General features: G+C 47.0%; 12 protein-coding genes. 2 read left to right on the forward strand and 10 right to left on the reverse strand.

Features of this window, described 5'->3' with window-relative positions; genetic code table 11:
• Position 1 precedes the first annotated feature (1 nt).
• From ispC to rpsB, 7 genes are all read right to left on the reverse strand, one after another.
• Positions 2 to 1,192 carry a 1-deoxy-D-xylulose-5-phosphate reductoisomerase gene (gene ispC / locus FD974_RS06315; protein WP_215363494.1) on the reverse strand — a complete coding sequence of 397 codons (1,191 nt, stop codon included), beginning with the start codon at positions 1,190 to 1,192 and terminating at the stop codon, positions 2 to 4.
• Positions 1,192 to 2,019: a phosphatidate cytidylyltransferase gene (locus FD974_RS06320; RefSeq protein WP_215363496.1), complete on the reverse strand. Its 828-nt coding sequence runs from the start codon at positions 2,017 to 2,019 to the stop codon at positions 1,192 to 1,194. The genes ispC and FD974_RS06320 overlap by 1 nt, the downstream gene beginning before the upstream one ends.
• 15 nt (positions 2,020 to 2,034) lie before the next feature.
• On the reverse strand, positions 2,035 to 2,808 hold the full coding sequence (gene uppS, locus FD974_RS06325) for a polyprenyl diphosphate synthase (RefSeq protein ID WP_215363499.1): 774 nt from the start codon (positions 2,806 to 2,808) through the stop codon (positions 2,035 to 2,037).
• Positions 2,809 to 2,839: 31 nt separating this feature from the next.
• On the reverse strand, positions 2,840 to 3,400 hold the full coding sequence (gene frr, locus FD974_RS06330) for a ribosome recycling factor (RefSeq protein WP_215363501.1): 561 nt from the start codon (positions 3,398 to 3,400) through the stop codon (positions 2,840 to 2,842).
• An 11-nt stretch (positions 3,401 to 3,411) separates the two neighbouring features.
• Positions 3,412 to 4,122: a UMP kinase gene (pyrH, locus tag FD974_RS06335; protein ID WP_215363503.1), complete on the reverse strand. Its 711-nt coding sequence runs from the start codon at positions 4,120 to 4,122 to the stop codon at positions 3,412 to 3,414.
• A 187-nt stretch (positions 4,123 to 4,309) separates the two neighbouring features.
• A complete protein-coding gene (gene tsf / locus FD974_RS06340) occupies positions 4,310 to 5,188 on the reverse strand; it encodes a translation elongation factor Ts (protein WP_215363505.1) in 879 nt (292 codons plus the stop codon).
• Positions 5,188 to 5,937, reverse strand: a complete 750-nt coding sequence (gene rpsB, locus FD974_RS06345; protein ID WP_215363507.1) for a 30S ribosomal protein S2 — start codon at positions 5,935 to 5,937, stop codon at positions 5,188 to 5,190. The genes tsf and rpsB overlap by 1 nt, the downstream gene beginning before the upstream one ends.
• A 269-nt stretch (positions 5,938 to 6,206) precedes the next feature.
• Here rpsB and map point away from each other — a divergent pair, with 269 nt between their 5' ends.
• Together map and FD974_RS06355 are read left to right on the forward strand one after the other, a co-directional pair.
• Positions 6,207 to 7,043 carry a type I methionyl aminopeptidase gene (map, locus tag FD974_RS06350; protein ID WP_215363510.1) on the forward strand — a complete coding sequence of 279 codons (837 nt, stop codon included), beginning with the start codon at positions 6,207 to 6,209 and terminating at the stop codon, positions 7,041 to 7,043.
• Between the two features lie 12 nt (positions 7,044 to 7,055).
• Positions 7,056 to 9,659: a [protein-PII] uridylyltransferase gene (locus FD974_RS06355; protein ID WP_215363514.1), complete on the forward strand. Its 2,604-nt coding sequence runs from the start codon at positions 7,056 to 7,058 to the stop codon at positions 9,657 to 9,659.
• Here FD974_RS06355 and ligA read toward each other — a convergent pair.
• The 3 genes from ligA to smc are packed head-to-tail and all read right to left on the reverse strand — an operon-like array spanning position 9,656 to position 16,267.
• Positions 9,656 to 11,671, reverse strand: a complete 2,016-nt coding sequence (gene ligA / locus FD974_RS06360) for an NAD-dependent DNA ligase LigA (protein ID WP_215363517.1) — start codon at positions 11,669 to 11,671, stop codon at positions 9,656 to 9,658. The genes FD974_RS06355 and ligA overlap by 4 nt on opposite strands.
• Before the next feature lie 9 nt (positions 11,672 to 11,680).
• Complete coding sequence (locus FD974_RS06365) at positions 11,681 to 12,727, reverse strand: cell division protein ZipA C-terminal FtsZ-binding domain-containing protein (protein ID WP_215363519.1); 1,047 nt, start codon at positions 12,725 to 12,727, stop codon at positions 11,681 to 11,683.
• Positions 12,728 to 12,745: 18 nt separating this feature from the next.
• Complete coding sequence (gene smc, locus FD974_RS06370; RefSeq protein WP_215363523.1) at positions 12,746 to 16,267, reverse strand: chromosome segregation protein SMC; 3,522 nt, start codon at positions 16,265 to 16,267, stop codon at positions 12,746 to 12,748.
• Positions 16,268 to 16,426 lie beyond the last annotated feature (159 nt).

Below are 16,426 nucleotides of genomic sequence, written 5' to 3' on the forward strand. Positions count from 1 at the left end.
TCTATCGACTGATGCTATGGACAAAACTGCTTGCCACAGCACGTGCTTGTGCATCCGCTTGCAAAATTGTCTCTAGTGAATTTGCCTCAATAGGCGCAATAGTATCGAGAGCATGCTCTACGACTTGAGCAATTTGCAAATAGGGTAGACCAGAATCCAAAAATGCCGCTACCGCAACCTCATTGGCTGCATTTAATATCGTCGGCGCCGTACCCCCTGCCCTTGCTGCAGAAAATGCTAAGTTCAGACAAGGAAACTGAGCAAGATTAGGCTCTGAAAAACTCAAGCTTGCTAATTGAGTCAGGTTCAATTGGCCAACACCTGCATCAATGCGCTCGGGCCATGCCAAGCCATAAGCAATCGGAGTGCGCATGTCTGGTTGCCCCATTTGGGCTAGAACAGAACCATCGCGATAACGCACCATGGAATGAACAACACTCTGCGGATGAATCAGAACCTTAATTTTGTCTAATGGCAAACCAAATAACCAAAAGGCTTCAATCACCTCAAGACCTTTATTCATCATGGTTGCTGAATCTACCGAAATCTTTCTACCCATCACCCAGTTCGGATGAGCACAGGCCTGTTCTGGCGTAATTGTCGCCAAACTAGTCGCTGGCAAATCTCTAAATGGACCACCTGATGCAGTTAACCAAAGCTCTTCTACACCAAGATGATCTGCAGGGGACTGGGTGAAGCGATCAGGCAGGCATTGGAAGATGGCATTGTGCTCACTATCAATGGGGAGTAATTCACCGCCACCCTCTTTCATCGCTTGCATAAATAAATTGCCAGACATCACTAGAGCCTCTTTATTGGCTAGCAACACACGCTTACCAGCTTTAGCAGCCGCTAGGGTCGGCACTAAACCAGCAGCCCCAACAATGGCAGCCATTACGGTGTCACATCCAGATTCAGTTACTGCAGTAACGAGCGCTTGCGGACCATACAGCACTTGCGTAGAAATTTGTTGTGCTTGTAGCAATCGACTAAGTTGTGAAGCACCCTGTGCATCAGCAACTACCGCAATCAGCGGCTTGAACTCAAGACATTGAGCAGCAAGTCGCTCAATTTGTTTCGCCGCAGTCAGTGCAACAACTTTAAAACGATCTGGATGCGCACGAATCACATCTAAGGTATTTACCCCGATCGAACCGGTAGAACCCAGAATGGCAACCTGTCTTACCGCCATTAAATCAACCCAGCAAGTAAAGCTGCAATTGGCATCGTCGGAATCAAGGCGTCAACACGATCTAGCACCCCGCCGTGCCCCGGTAATAAATGACTGCTATCCTTGACCCCTGCCAAGCGTTTCAATTGAGATTCAAAGAGATCACCGAAGACACTAAAGGCCGTCAACACAGTGACCATAACAAACATGGGCACCCAACCAAAACGAACCGCCCATGCACCAAACAAAGTATCACCTAAGGGCAGATAAGCTACACACAAGAATGCATAGAGGTAGCACAGCAGCAAACCACCGAGCGCGCCCTCAATAGATTTTCCAGGACTAATCTGGGCTGCTAATTTACGCTTTCCGAATGCTTTACCAACAAAGTAAGCCCCAATGTCAGCAACCCACACTAAAGCCATGATGCTTAGTAAAAATACGAGACCTAGCTCACGCAAAAATACTAGGGCAAACCAAGTTGCCGGAAGAATGATGAGCCCCAGAATGCTATAGAACGGCTTCAGCTTTTGCAAAGAGAGATTCATTCCCTTGGCCAATATGAATGGCGCAATGAAGAACCAAAATACCACCGCCATCATTAATAAGGAAAATTGCCATGCGACTGCTTGCATACCCAATAAAAATAAGATGATCGCCAGACAAAACAAGGCATAGAGCCAAGCAGCTAATTTAGCTTCTGGAGCAATCATCCGACTCCATTCCCAAGCAGCAGCAATCAGCGCTACTAGAAAAAAGATGCCAAGGTAAAACGCTGGCAATAGAAACAAGATGGGAAGTAGTATCGCCAGCAAAATAGTGGCGGTAATGATGCGGGTTTTTAACATATGGTTGGGGCGCGCTTAGACAGCATCACTCATGGGCTGAGTCGCAAGCTGCGCGCTAGTGCGACCGAAGCGACGTTCACGCTGGCTAAACCAATCAAAGGCTTTATGAAGTTCAGCTTCATCAAAGTCAGGCCAAAGTACATCCGTAAAATACAACTCGGTATACGCCAGTTGCCACAGTAAAAAATTGCTAACGCGCTGCTCTCCACCAGTTCGAATAAAGAGATCAGGCTCGGGAGCATACGCCATCGATAAATGGGGCTGCAATAATTCTTCACAGACTTGCTCCGGCTTTAATCCTGGGTTACTCGCCAAACATTGACGCATAGCTTGCAAGATATCCCAACGACCACCGTAGTTAGCCGCAATCGTGAACGTCAACCCCTTACAGCCAGCGGTTTTTTCTTCAGAGAACTCCACCATCTCTTGAATTGCAGTGTCAAACCGACTCAAATCGCCAATGAGACGCAAAGCAATATCGTTTTCTGCCAATCGAGAGACTTCGCTTTTCAGTGACTTTAGAAAAAGTTTCATTAAAAAACCCACCTCTTCTGGTGGACGGCGCCAGTTCTCAGAGCTAAAAGCAAAGACAGTGAGATATTCAACGCCCAAACGACGGCATTCTTGAACAATCTTACGAACAGCAGTGAGACCTTCTGAGTGCCCCGCAACTCTTGGCATAAAACGTTTGCTAGCCCAGCGACCGTTACCATCCATAATGATGGCAACGTGTCTTGGAATAGCACGCACCTCTGGAACGACTAAGGTAGAGCTAGCGTGTTGGGTCATAAAGAACGGTTAGTAGAAATCAACTTGACGATTAAACCGTCATGATCTCTTTTTCTTTTTCTGAAACAATTTTGTCAATCTCTACAACAGCCCGATCAGTCATCTTCTGAATTTCATCAGTAGCGCGACGCTCTTCATCTTCAGAAATTTCTTTATCTTTAGTTAGACGCTTGAGGTGTTCGTTGGCATCACGACGTAAATTACGAACAGCAATCTTGCTCTCTTCACCTTCGTTTTTAACCACCTTAGTTAAGTCACGACGACGCTCTTCTGTCAGTGCTGGCATGGGTACGCGGATGACCGTTCCCTGCGAAGAAGGATTAAGACCTAAATCAGAATCTCGGATGGCCTTTTCGATGGCCGCAACCATCGTTTTTTCAAAGGGCTGAACATTAATTGTTCTTGCATCTGCTAAGCCCAAGTTAGCAACCTGACTCAAAGGGGTTGGGTTGCCGTAGTAATCAACCTGGATATGCTCCAAAATTCCAGGGTTGGCACGACCAGAACGAATTTTTGCAAGATTCGCCTTCAAAGCCTCGAGAGACTTTTGCATCTTTTGATCAGTGTTAGTTTTAATTTCTGCTGCGGACATCAAGCCTCCTATTAAACGTGCACTAAAGTACCTTCAGATTCTCCTTGAACCACGCGCATTAAGGCGCCTGGCTTGAGAATTGAAAATACCTTGATTGGTAATTTACGATCGCGGCACAAGGCGAATGCAGTTGCATCCATCACTTGCAAGTTTTTGATGAGAGCCTCATCAAAAGTGATCGTTTTGTATAAAGTGGCACTAGGATCCTTTACTGGATCAGCACTATAGATACCATCTACCTTAGTGGCTTTAAGCATAATCTCAACACCCATCTCCGCACCGCGGAGCGCAGCTGCAGTATCAGTGGTGAAGAATGGGTTACCAGTACCCGCAGCAAAGATGACTACCTTACCTTCGCTCAAAGCTCGTATTGCACGTGGACGGATATAAGGCTCAACCACTTGATCCATTCTGAGGGCAGACTGAACACGAGCCTCAACACCTTTTTGACGCAAAGCATCTTGCAACGCAAGTGAATTCATCATGGTGGCGAGCATACCCATGTAATCAGCTGTTGCACGATCCATGCCGGCAGCGCCACCCGCAACACCGCGGAAAATATTACCGCCACCAATTACGATAGCCAATTCCACGCCAGTATTTACTACATCAGCAATTTCTTTAACCATGGAATCGATGGTGACGGGATTGATCCCGAAAGCATCATCCCCCATCAGGGCCTCACCAGAGAGTTTTAAGAGAACACGTTTGTAGGCTGGCATCGTTATATTTTCCGTAATTTTGCTAAGCAAATTGATGCTTAGCTTATTGATCTTTAAGTACTTTTTAATATTCCACTGGAATTATAAAGGGCTTGTGAAAGATCAAACAAAAGGGCATAGAAACCAAGGTTTCTATGCCCTTTTGAGCATGACAGCCTAACTGGGAGAACCCAGCAGTAAAGCCTGATTAAGCGCCTTTAGCAGCGGCAACCTGAGCAGCCACTTCAGCCGCAAAGTCGTCTTGACGCTTCTCAATACCCTCGCCTACAACAAACATAGTGAATCCTTTGATTGTTGTATTAGCAGCCTTGAGCATCTGCTCAACAGTTTGCTTATCGTTTTTAACGAAAGTTTGGTTCAACAAAGAAACCTCTTTGAGGTACTTCTGAATAGAACCTTCAACCATCTTCTCAACGATTTCTGGTGGTTTACCAGATTCAGCAGCCTTTTGAACAGCCACACTACGCTCAATAGCAATTGCATCAGCAGGCACATCAGCCATTGATAAAGCTACTGGCTTCATCGCGGCAATATGCATTGCTACATCTTTAGCGGCAGTCTCGTCACCCTCAAACTCCACCATGACACCAATACGAGTGCCGTGGAGATAAGAGACTAACTTGCTGCTACCTGCAAAACGCTTAAAGCGACGTGGCATGATGTTCTCGCCAATCTTACCGATCAAGGCGCTACGAACTTCATCAACTGTTTGACCATTCATTGGAAGTGCGAGCAATGCGGCAACATCAGCTGGATTATTTTCAGCAACTAACTTGACACAAGCTTGTGTGAAGGCCAAAAAGTCATCGTTCTTAGAAACGAAGTCAGTTTCGCAGTTCACTTCAAGCAATGCACCAGTAGTGCCGTTAATGAATGAAGCAACAATACCTTCAGCAGTAATACGGGATGCTGCTTTACCTGCTTTGCTACCCAGCTTTACACGCAGAATCTCTTCTGCACGAGCCATATCACCATCAGCCTCAGTCAAAGCTTTTTTGCACTCCATCATTGGAGCATCAGTTTTGGCGCGTAACTCGCCAACCATTGCAGCGGTAATTGCGGCCATTATTCAGCTTTCCCTTCTTCAACAAACTCTTCTTCGCCTTCTTTAGCAGCGATCAAGATTTCTTGAACTGAATTTGCCTTACCTTCGAGGATTGCATCCGCAATGCCACGAGCGTAGAGGGTTACCGCTTTGCTGGAGTCATCATTACCTGGGATGATGTAATCAACACCTTCTGGTGAGTGGTTGGTATCCACTACAGCGATCACTGGAATACCAAGCTTGTTCGCTTCGGTAATAGCAATCTTGTGATAACCAACGTCCACTACAAAAATCGCATCAGGAACGCCGTTCAAATCTTGAATACCACCAAGTGCTTTTTGCAACTTGTCGAGATCGCGATCATTCGTCAAAGCTTCTTTCTTAGAAAGCTTTTCCCAATCGCCAGCTTCTTTAGCAACTGCCATATCCTTCAAACGCTTGAGGGAACCTTTAACAGTTTTGAAATTGGTAAGCGTACCGCCCAACCAACGACTGTCGATGTATGGCATACCAGCACGAGCAGCTTCTTCAGCAATGATCTCGCGTGATTGACGCTTAGTACCAACGAATAAGATAGTTCCACGATTAGCAGCAACTTGTTTTGCAAATTTCAGGGCATCCTGAAACATTGGCAATGTTTTTTCCAAGTTGATGATGTGAATTTTGTTGCGATGACCGAAAATATAAGGGGCCATCTTTGGGGACCAGAAGCGAGTTTGGTGACCAAAATGGCAACCGGCTTCCAGCATTTGACGCATAGTTACTGACATAACTTCTCCTAAGGGTTGTGTTCTAAAGTTGAGTCCTAGCTGCGCTAAAAAACGCCACCCTGGAAGGCTCAACTCGCGATTTCAAGTCCAAAATAGACCTGAGACCAAAATTATAGCTTAAATATCAATGATCTAGCCAGGCTCGGCAGAGCCCAACTATGGATAGCGAGCGCCGATTAGGGTCTAGAAATAGGAGTAATTGAGGATTCTGCCCATTTTTTGGGCAACTGAGATCTGTCAAAAACTGCCAAGTCGTTGATAATCAAGGCATGAATAGTGTATTTACCGCCGAAAAAGACATCCTAGGGATGCGCGAAGCTGGCCGCCTAGCCAGTGAAGTTCTTGACCATGTAGCACCGCACGTTATAGCAGGGGTGAGCACTGGTGAGCTTGATCGCATTTGCCATGACTATATGCGCGATGTCCAAAAGACCATTCCTGCCCCATTGAACTATCAGCCACCAGGATATCCACCCTTCCCTGCCTCAATTTGCACTTCAGTCAATGATGTGATTTGCCATGGCATTCCTGGTGAAAAGATTTTGAAGACCGGCGATGTTGTTAACTTAGATATCACCGTCATCACCCCTGATGGTTATTACGGCGATACCAGCCGCATGTTTATGGTTGGTGAAGTCTCGGTGCTGGCTAAGCGCCTCACCCAAATTACTTTTGAATGCATGTGGCTGGGCATTGCTCAGGTAAAACCTGGCGCATCACTAGGTGATATTGGTCATGTGATTCAAACGCATGCAGAAAAAGCAGGGTACTCCGTAGTTCGCGAGTACTGTGGCCACGGTATTGGCAAAGTGTTTCACCAAGACCCTCAAATCCTGCACTATGGTCGCCCTGGTACCGGTGAAAAATTGCAAGAAGGCATGACTTTCACCATTGAGCCAATGATTAACGCTGGCAAACGCGATATCCGTACGATGCCTGATCAATGGACCGTAAAAACCAAAGATCGCAGCCTCTCTGCACAATGGGAGCACACTCTCTTGGTAACCGCTACTGGAGTTGAAGTTCTGACTTGGTCTGAGGGTAGCAACCCGCCTCCTGATTGCGTTAAAGGTCTCTCCTTTAGACCCAGCCTCGCTAGCGCTTAAGCCCCCGGCATCATGTCCCGCTCACCTACTAGAACTACATCCGTTACGGATGTAGTCAGTCTTAAAGCAGCGCGTGAAGAAGCCTACGCACAATTTAAAGAACATCAAGTCGTTGGCAGACTCACCAAGCAACTAAGCAAGCTTAGCGACCAACTACTGGTGAGCTTATGGAATACCTGTGATTTGCAGTCAGATGCAGCTCTGATTGCAGTTGGCGGCTTTGGTCGTGGGGCGCTGTTTCCCTATTCGGATATTGATATTTTGATTTTGCTTCCAGAAGATAAACAATTCTTTGAGGAAGTTCTCGCTAGCAAGATTGAAAAATTTGTAGCCCTCTGCTGGGATACCGGATTAGAGATCGGCTCATCTGTAAGAACGGTTAAAGAATGTATTTCAGAAGCCGAACAAGATATTACTGTGCGCACTTCTTTATTGGAGTCGCGGCTGATTTGCGGCAAAAAAGTCCTCTTTAAAGAGTTTGAGGCTGCCTATGAAAAAGCTTTAGATCCTAAAACTTTTTTTCAAGCTAAATTAGCCGAGCAAATTCAACGACACTACAAATATCAAGACACGCCCTATTCTCTAGAGCCCAACTGCAAAGAGAGCCCTGGTGGACTACGAGATTTACAGGTGATCTCTTGGGTTAGCAAAGCAGCCCACTTAGGCAATACTTTTAAGGACCTGAGTATTGCTGGCCTGATTACCGAACGGGAATTAACTGAGCTCAATCGCAATCAACGTTTTTTAGAGACTCTGCGTGCTAACTTACATCTACTCGCCAAACGCCGGCAAGATGTATTGGCTTTTGATTTACAAGCGCCACTTGCCGCAGCCATGGGCATCAAAGAAGAGTCTTCCCGCCTAGCTAGTGAAGCTATCATGCGTCGCTACTACTGGGCAGCCAAAGCAGTCAATCAGCTCAATGATGTACTTCTGCAAAATATTGAGGCACTACTCTTTCCCCAAGAATCTAAAACCACTCATCCCATAGCTGGTGCAGGTAATGAATGCTTTATTGAGCGCCAAGGGGTTCTCGATATCACCGACCCGCAGTTATTTCAGAAGCACCCAGAAAAAATTCTGCGTACCTTCCTGGTATTTGCACAAACTAAAAATGTAAAAAGTCTTTCTGCCACTATTTTTAGAGCGCTTTATAACGCACGTCAAAAAATGGATAGCAAATGGCGCAAGGATCCTGTTAATCGCTCACTCTTTATGCAAATCCTTAAAGAGCCTGAAGGGGTTAGTCGTGCTTTCCAGTTAATGAATCGCACCAGCGTGCTGGGTCGCTACCTGCCTGCCTTTAGAAAAATTGTTGGGCAAATGCAGCATGACTTGTTTCATGTGTACACAGTAGACCAACACATTCTCATGGTGCTGCGAAATATCCGCCGCTTCATGGTAGTCGAGCATACCCATGAGTTCCCATTTTGCAGCAGCCTTATCGCTCACTTTGAGAAGCCTTGGTTGTTAGTTATTGCTGCCCTATTTCATGACATTGCTAAGGGGCGTGGTGGCGACCACTCTGAACTGGGCAAAGCGGATATGCGTAAGTTCGCAAAAGATCATGGTCTAGATAAAGCTGATACTGAGTTATTGGTATGGCTAGTGTCTGAACACCTCAAGATGAGTCAAGTGGCTCAAAAGCAAGACATCACCGATCCGGATGTTGTTAAAGCCTTTGCCAAACAAGTGGGTGATGAGCGCCACCTTACTGCCCTCTATCTTTTAACGGTGGCTGACGTGCGTGGAACCAGCCCTAAAGTATGGAATGCTTGGAAAGGTAAGCTTTTAGAAGACCTTTATCGCGTAACACTCAGAGTATTGGGAGGGGCAAAACCCGATGCCTCATCTGAGCTTGCCCAACATCAAGAAGAGTCGAGAGCAAAATTGCGTCTCTACGCCATTGAAGATGCGGCTTACGAAAATCTCTGGAAACAATTAGATGTTGCTTTTTTCTTACGTCAAGATGCGGCCGATATTGCCTGGCTTACCCGCCATTTATTTAATAAAGTAGATAGCCTGGTGCCAATTGTGCGAGCCCGTCTTTCCCCGGTTGGCGAAGGCCTCCAGATTGCCGTCTATGTTAAAGACCAAGAAGACTTATTTGCTAGAATTTGCGCCTATTTTGAGCGTCATGGCTTCTCGATTTGGGATGCCCGCATTCATACAACTAAACATGGCTATGCTTTAGATACATTCCAGATCTCAGGTAGTAATTTGGTTGATGAGGGCGGCAGCTATCGAGATCTTATTCAGTTAGTGGAATTCGAGCTGACTGCTGCCTTGCAAAACACGGATCCATTGCCTTCACCAAGCATGGGACGGCTCTCTCGGCAATCTCGTATTTTCCCAATCCAGCCGCGCGTGCATATGATCCCGGATGAGCGTGGCCAGTACTATGCCCTATCACTCTCAGCCAGCGATCGTACCGGACTACTTTATGCAGTCTCCAGAGTATTGGCAAAGCACCAAGTTTCATTGCATACCGCACGCATCAATACCTTGGGTGAACGGGTTGAGGACGTATTTCTTCTTGATGCCGCTAACTTGAGTAAGAATCCTAAATTGCAGATCTTGCTAGAGACAGAATTATTAGAAGCGTTAGGGGTTTAAGCCAATAACTCCAACATGGCTGCCTCATCAATGACTGGCACACCAAGTTCTTCTGCTTTAGTGAGTTTGCTGCCAGCGTCTGCTCCAGCAACTACATAGTCAGTCTTTTTGGAGACTGATCCAGCCACTTTGGCACCTGCTTTTTCGAGCAAGTCTTTTGCCTCATCTCTTGTCATCGTCGGAAATGTGCCCGTGAGTACAAAGGTTTTACCTGCTACTGCGGCGCTGATGACTTTTTCTTCTACGGAGAGCTGCATTCCTGAAGCGAGTAATTGCTCAATCACTTCACGATTGTGCGCTTCTTGCATAAAGCTGGTAATAGAGTCAGCCACTACGGGACCAACATCTTTAACCGTTAGCAAGTCTTCGAGACTGGCATCCATCAGGGCGTGCATGGATTGGTAGTGATTAGCTAAATCTTTGGCAGTGGTCTCGCCCACATGACGAATACCTAAGGCAAAAATAAATCTGGCTAGGGTCGTGTTTCTAGATTGGTTAATCGCTTGAATCAAGTTATCGGCTGATTTATCGCCCATGCGCTCTAGGTTCGCAATGGCGGTAAAACCCAAGCGATAAAGATCGGCAGGAGTTCTCACCAGATTGTGATCAACCAATTGATCCACAATCTTCTCTCCCAGACCTTCAATATCCATCGCTCTTCTATGGGCAAAATGAATTAAAGCTTGTTTCCGTTGCGCTCCGCAGAACAATCCACCGCTACAACGGGCCACTGCTTCGTCGGCCAAGCGCTCGATATGTGAATCACATACAGGGCAGTTTGTTGGCATTACGAACTCTGCTGCATTAGCAGGTCTACGCTCTTTCACAACCGAAACTACTTCCGGAATTACGTCACCTGCTCTTCTCACAGAAACCGTGTCACCAATACGAACATCTTTACGCTTTACTTCGTCTTCATTATGAAGGGTTGCATTAGTGACGGTAACACCGCCTACTTCTACTGGAGCAAGTCTTGCGACTGGAGTAATGGCGCCTGTACGTCCCACTTGCACATCAATGCCAAGAACGGTAGTTAAGGCTTCTTGCGCTGGAAACTTGTGAGCTAAAGCAAAGCGAGGAGCTCTAGAAACAAATCCCAACTTGGCTTGCTCTGCAAAGGAGTTAACCTTGTAGACAACACCGTCAATGTCATAAGGCAAAGAATCGCGTTTGGCACCAACTTCGTTGTAGAAAGCCAAGATTTCCTCTACGGAGTGAAGTACCCTACGCTCTGAGCAAACTGGCAAACCCAGCTTGACGTAAGCGTTAAGCAATTCTTCATGGGTTTTGGGAAGCCACGATTGTGGTTCAAGTGCTCCCAGCCCATAAGCAAAGAAAGATAATGGTCTCTTAGCAGTGATTTTAGAATCTAGTTGACGCAGACTACCTGCAGCAGCATTGCGAGGATTGGCAAACTCTTTTTCACCATGAGTTATTGCATGCTCATTCATCTTTTGGAAATCATCGAGATACATAAATACCTCACCACGGACTTCTAATACCTGTGGAATATTTGTTCCAGTGAGTTTGAGTGGAATAGCTCGAATCGTTTTGATGTTGGCAGTGACATCTTCACCGCTAGCACCATCCCCCCGAGTTGCTGCTCTTATTAGGGAGCCATTTTCATAACGAAGCGAGATCGCCAAACCATCAAACTTGAGTTCGCCTGCGTAATCTACATGATCAACATGCAAGCCCTCACGGCAACGTCGATCAAAGGCAATCAACTCAGCATCTTCAAACGCATTGTTTAAAGAAAGCATCGGCACGGCATGGGCAACTGAATCAAACTCTTTTAACGCAGTACCACCCACCCTTTGCGAGAGTGAATCTGAAGTTACCCACTCGGGATGTGCAGTTTCGATATCAAGTAACTCGCGATAGAGGCGGTCGTACTCGCTATCAGGAACGATGGGGTTATCCAGCACGTAATAGGCGTGCTCTAAGCGAGCTAGCTCAGCTTGTAAGAATGCGTATCGATCCGCTAAATTTGTCGGACTAGCAAGCGACAAAACAGCTCCTTAACTAAAGAGTCTGTTAGCAGTAGAAGAGCCTGCAGCAATACCACTCTTCTCAAGATTGGCGTACAACACGTCAAGATGCTGACGAATACTGATAACCGCCGCCTCGGTAAGATTGATGCCATTGTCATCAACTAGGCGTCCATGTGCCGCTTGAGCGATTTCAACCCCCTCACCCAGCATCCGTTCAAAGGCACGCTCATGGGCAGCCACGAGCGGTACCTCAAGCAATAGTGTCAATTGCTTCACAGGCTGATTTGGATCTAACTCCGCACTGACAAAAATCATCGCGCCATTACTCAAGAACTCGTAGTAACGACCATTTCGAGATACCTGAAAGCCCCGCTGACGCATCAACGCATCAAAGTTTGCCCAAGGACAGGGCTCATCAAGCAGTACATTAATGCTCAGCTGAATATCACTTTCGGCAGCCATAGCATCAAGCTCTTTTGCGCTCTCCAGCATAGCATTGACGCTAGGCATATCAATTTGAGAGCCTAAGGTATCAGCAAGGGCTTGAGCCCTCGAGCAAAAGTCAGAGAGCTCTAAAACGCCAATCGGGCCACGGCGGCTCGCCAACTGAATCGCCAGTTGCAACTCTGAATAAGTAGCTTCGGGATGTAATTCCTCCCAGTCCTGCGCAGCATCAACATCTGCATTCAAACCCTCGCACATCCAACGTGCAGTCAGGGTGCCTGACTCATTAGCCCAAGCATTGATCTCTTCTAGGATCTCAGCGCCACCAATAGCCTCATCAAAACGCAATGTAATGACACAATCAATGCGCGGATCGATAGAGAATTTTTCAGGGGTAGCAGCAATATCCACGCCGCCAAAAGAGGGTTCAGAACGCTCCTGAGGGTCAGCAAATCCTGCACCAAAAGAAGGTTCGCGTACAACCTGACCTTCCCCAGAAAAATCTGTAGAGCGCTTTTCATTACGGCGCTTACGAGCATATTTAAAGTTGAAGATGGCTACTGATAACAAAATCAGTAAACCGATGACCGCCAAAGCGAATTGCAAGTCAGACAAACCCAGCATTGTCATGATTTGCTCTAGATCCACTTAAGCGGCCTCCACCATAGACACTGCAGATGAGATATCAACCGCAACAATACGGGAGACACCCTGCTCTTGCATCGTGACACCAATAAGCTGATGGGCAATTTCCATAGTGATCTTGTTATGTGAAATAAACAAAAACTGAGTCTTGTCTGACATTTTGGCTACTAGCTGCGCATAACGCAAGGTGTTTGCGTCATCTAACGGGGCATCCACCTCATCAAGCAAGCAGAATGGTGCAGGGTTTAGTAAGAATAAGGAGAAGACCAGCGCAATTGCAGTCAATGCTTTCTCACCACCAGAGAGGAGGTAAATAGAGCTGTTCTTCTTACCTGGAGGCTGCGCCATCACCTGAACACCCGCATCCAAAATCTCCTCGCCAGTCATTACCAACTCGGCATGACCGCCACCAAACAACTCTGGGAAGAGTTTTCCAAAGTGGGCATTGACCTGATCGAATGTACCTTGTAACAAATCCCGTGTTTCAGCATCAATCTTTGCAATCGCATCTGTCAATGTCTGCATCGCTTCATTTAAGTCTGCAGACTGAGCGTCTAAGAATTGTTTGCGTTCACGAGAGCTTGCCAACTCATCTAGAGCAGCCATATTGACTGGGCCTAAAGACTGGATCTCAGTATTGAGGCGATTGACCTCGCTTTGCAAGGCGCCTACCTTCAGGTCGGAGCTAAAGCTCGCTTCAAGTGCAATGAGATCAGCTTCTGCATCAGAGAGCAAGGTTGCAAACTGCTCATAATTCAAACGGGCAGCTTGTTCACGTAATTGCAAGTCGACTACTTTATCGCGCATCGGTTGCAAGCTACGCTCGATCTGCATACGTACTTCATCTGCTTCGCGTAGCTGATGCAATAAGGCATCTTGCTCAGTACGGGCATTAGCTAAAGCCGCCTCACGAGCGCTTCGAGCCAGTAGTAAACCTTGTAATTTGTCTTGCGCCTCTTCATCACTCAAACCAGCAAGCTCTTGCTCAGAAGTCGCCTGCTTATCTTGAATTTCCATGATCTGCACGCGTGCAGTACTTTGATCACGCTGCAAGTCGGCAATGCGCTGCTGAAGTGAGCGTGTTGCAAATGCTGCTTCTTGCGCAGACATCTCTGCAGCGCGCAATGCTTCGCGTAAATGATCACGTTCTTGGGTTGCCAACTCCAGTTTTTCTTGAGCAACTGTAAGATTTTCTTGAAGACCTTGTTTAGCCTCCTCTGACTGAGCAAGTTCTTCCGATGACTGTTCCTGAGTTTGGGTTAACTGCTCAATCTGTTGGCGCAATTCACTTAACTCACCCTGAATCTGCTGTGCACGTTGGCTGTACTTTTCCTCGGCTTGAGTTAACTGCATTCTCTCAACCTCAAAACCATGCACCTCTTGCACTGCTTGCTCTGCAGCAATGCGGGTTTGTTCTGCTGCCTGATGTGCAGCTTGGTAATTAGCAACGCACTGATCTAACTCACCTTGTAACTCACTCTGAATTAAGCGCTGTGCACGTAATTGCTTCTCAAGACCTTCCATTTCTTGAGCACGGGCCAACATACCGGCCTGCTCAGAATCGGCGGCATATAACTGCACCCCAACACGACTAACCAAATGACCCTCTTGAGTTACTAGAGCGCCGCCAGCAGGTAATTTCTCACGACGATGCAATGCATCTTCCAGGCTATTGGCAATATAAATATTGTCTAGCCACTCTTGTAGTACTGATGAAACACGAGCAGAACCTGCGCTTTGCACACGAGTGAGCAGCGGAACAAAATCTGCGGGCGCATTAGTATGCGCAGGTGCAATTTCTTCTGTTAATAAAATAGCCAAACGGCTTGGAGGTGCATCATTGGCTAAGGTAAGTGTCTCTTGAATACTCTTGGCAGTAACAGCCGCTAAGCGTTCGCGCAAAACCGACTCCAAAGCAGCTTCCCAGCCACTCTCCACCTTAAGCTCTTGCCATAGACGCTTACTCTCTTTGAGTCCTTTGCTCTCAAGCCAAGGACCAATCTTGCCCTGAGCTTGAACGCTAGCCTGCAAAGCAGTTAATGCTGTGAGCTTAGCCTCAGTTTGGGCTAGCTCTTGATTAGCCACCTGAATCTGTTGCTGCGCCGTATTACGAGCTTCATCAGTAGCAGGTACGCGCTGCTGGGCTTCACCCGCCTTTTGTCTCGCCTCATCCACCTTGCGCTGCGCCATAGCGTGGCGATCAATCGCCATTTGCAAAGCCTCTGCATCAGGTCTGCGCATTCCAGCAAGTTCAGCCTCAAGACGCGTATCGCGCCCTTTCAATTCTTCCAGTTGAGCGGTGATTGCCTTGAGGCGCTCACCTAAACTGGCAAGGCGCTGATCAATTGACGCTAAGTTTTCACGCGCATCTTCTAGTGCGCGCGCAGTAACTTGGTATGCCTCTTCACGACCAGGCATCTGATCTTGTAAGCCACCCAAATCTGCCAATAGGCTTTGCTCTTTTTCAGCTGCAAGACTGAGTTCATGCTCTGCAGTGCGTTGTGCTTGGGCTGCATCTGTTTCTTGCACAGTCCAGCGCTGAAGTTGCGCTTGTAGATCTTGTGATTGCTGCTGCAAACGTTGACGCGCTTCTTGAACATAGCGAATCTGTGATTCAACTTGACTCACATCCGCATTGGTTTGATACAGATCACCTTGCGCTTGAGATACCTTGTCTTGTAATGCGTACTGTTCAGTACGCATCGTTTCTAATTCTGTCTCAGCATGGCGAAGTTTTGCAGTCTGCTCCTCTAGGCCAACCTGCGTATCTCGAATACCATTAGCATGACGCTCTTGCTCTTTACCAGCTTCAGTCTGGCGTACAAACCACAACAGTTGCTGCTGAGACTTCATCTCGGTAGAGAGTTCAGCATGGCGCTCCGCAACGGTCGCCTGCTTCTCTAGGCGAGTAAGCTGCTGATCAAGCTCACGCAAAATATCTTCAACGCGTACTAAGTTCTCTTTGGTGTCTTCTAAGCGTGAAGCGGTTTCTTTACGACGCTCTTTATATTTAGAAACACCGGCCGCTTCCTCTAAGAAAACACGTAATTCTTCTGGTTTAGCTTCTAAGATGCGATTGATGGTGCCCTGTCCAATGATGGCGTAGCCTCTTGGACCCATACCTGTACCCAAGAAAATATCTTGAATATCTTTACGACGCACTACTTGATTGTTGACGTAATAGCTCGAATTACCATCCCGGGTTAATACACGCTTGACTGCTAACTCGGTAAATGCGCTCCACTGCCCTTGTGCGCGTCCATCAGCATTATCAAAAATGAGTTCGACGCTGGCACGCCCAGATGGTTTTCGTAACCCAGAGCCATTAAAAATAACGTCTTGCATCGATTCGCCGCGCAATTCACTTGCGCGAGATTCACCCAGGACCCAGCGGACAGCGTCAATGATGTTTGACTTTCCGCAACCATTAGGGCCCACAACCCCGATCAACTGACCAGGCATTTCAAAATGGGTGGGATCGACGAAAGACTTAAAGCCGGAAAGTTTGATGGATTTCAGTTGCACGGCGTACTTTGCAGGGAAAAAAGGGGTTCAAATAAAGGGGGTAAAAATTCACACTAAAGTGGGAAGATGATAGCAAGCTTAGCGGTCTTTACACGGGTTTTTGCCCCACCGATATAATGATCAATCTATATCCAGGGCCAAAATCCCTTAACAATCTGA

It is taken from the genome of Polynucleobacter sp. es-EL-1 (assembly GCF_018687975.1).
GTDB lineage: Bacteria > Pseudomonadota > Gammaproteobacteria > Burkholderiales > Burkholderiaceae > Polynucleobacter.

Coding starts and splice junctions, on each gene's coding strand:
- map (WP_215363510.1), top strand. CDS start 6,207: ATGAATAGTGTATTTACCGCCGAAAAAGACATCCTAGGGATGCGCGAA.
- pyrH (WP_215363503.1), bottom strand. CDS start 4,122: ATGCCAGCCTACAAACGTGTTCTCTTAAAACTCTCTGGTGAGGCCCTG.
- FD974_RS06320 (WP_215363496.1), bottom strand. CDS start 2,019: ATGTTAAAAACCCGCATCATTACCGCCACTATTTTGCTGGCGATACTA.
- ispC (WP_215363494.1), bottom strand. CDS start 1,192: ATGGCGGTAAGACAGGTTGCCATTCTGGGTTCTACCGGTTCGATCGGG.
- FD974_RS06355 (WP_215363514.1), top strand. CDS start 7,056: ATGTCCCGCTCACCTACTAGAACTACATCCGTTACGGATGTAGTCAGT.
- FD974_RS06365 (WP_215363519.1), bottom strand. CDS start 12,727: ATGACAATGCTGGGTTTGTCTGACTTGCAATTCGCTTTGGCGGTCATC.
- rpsB (WP_215363507.1), bottom strand. CDS start 5,937: ATGTCAGTAACTATGCGTCAAATGCTGGAAGCCGGTTGCCATTTTGGT.
- frr (WP_215363501.1), bottom strand. CDS start 3,400: ATGTCCGCAGCAGAAATTAAAACTAACACTGATCAAAAGATGCAAAAG.
- tsf (WP_215363505.1), bottom strand. CDS start 5,188: ATGGCCGCAATTACCGCTGCAATGGTTGGCGAGTTACGCGCCAAAACT.
- uppS (WP_215363499.1), bottom strand. CDS start 2,808: ATGACCCAACACGCTAGCTCTACCTTAGTCGTTCCAGAGGTGCGTGCT.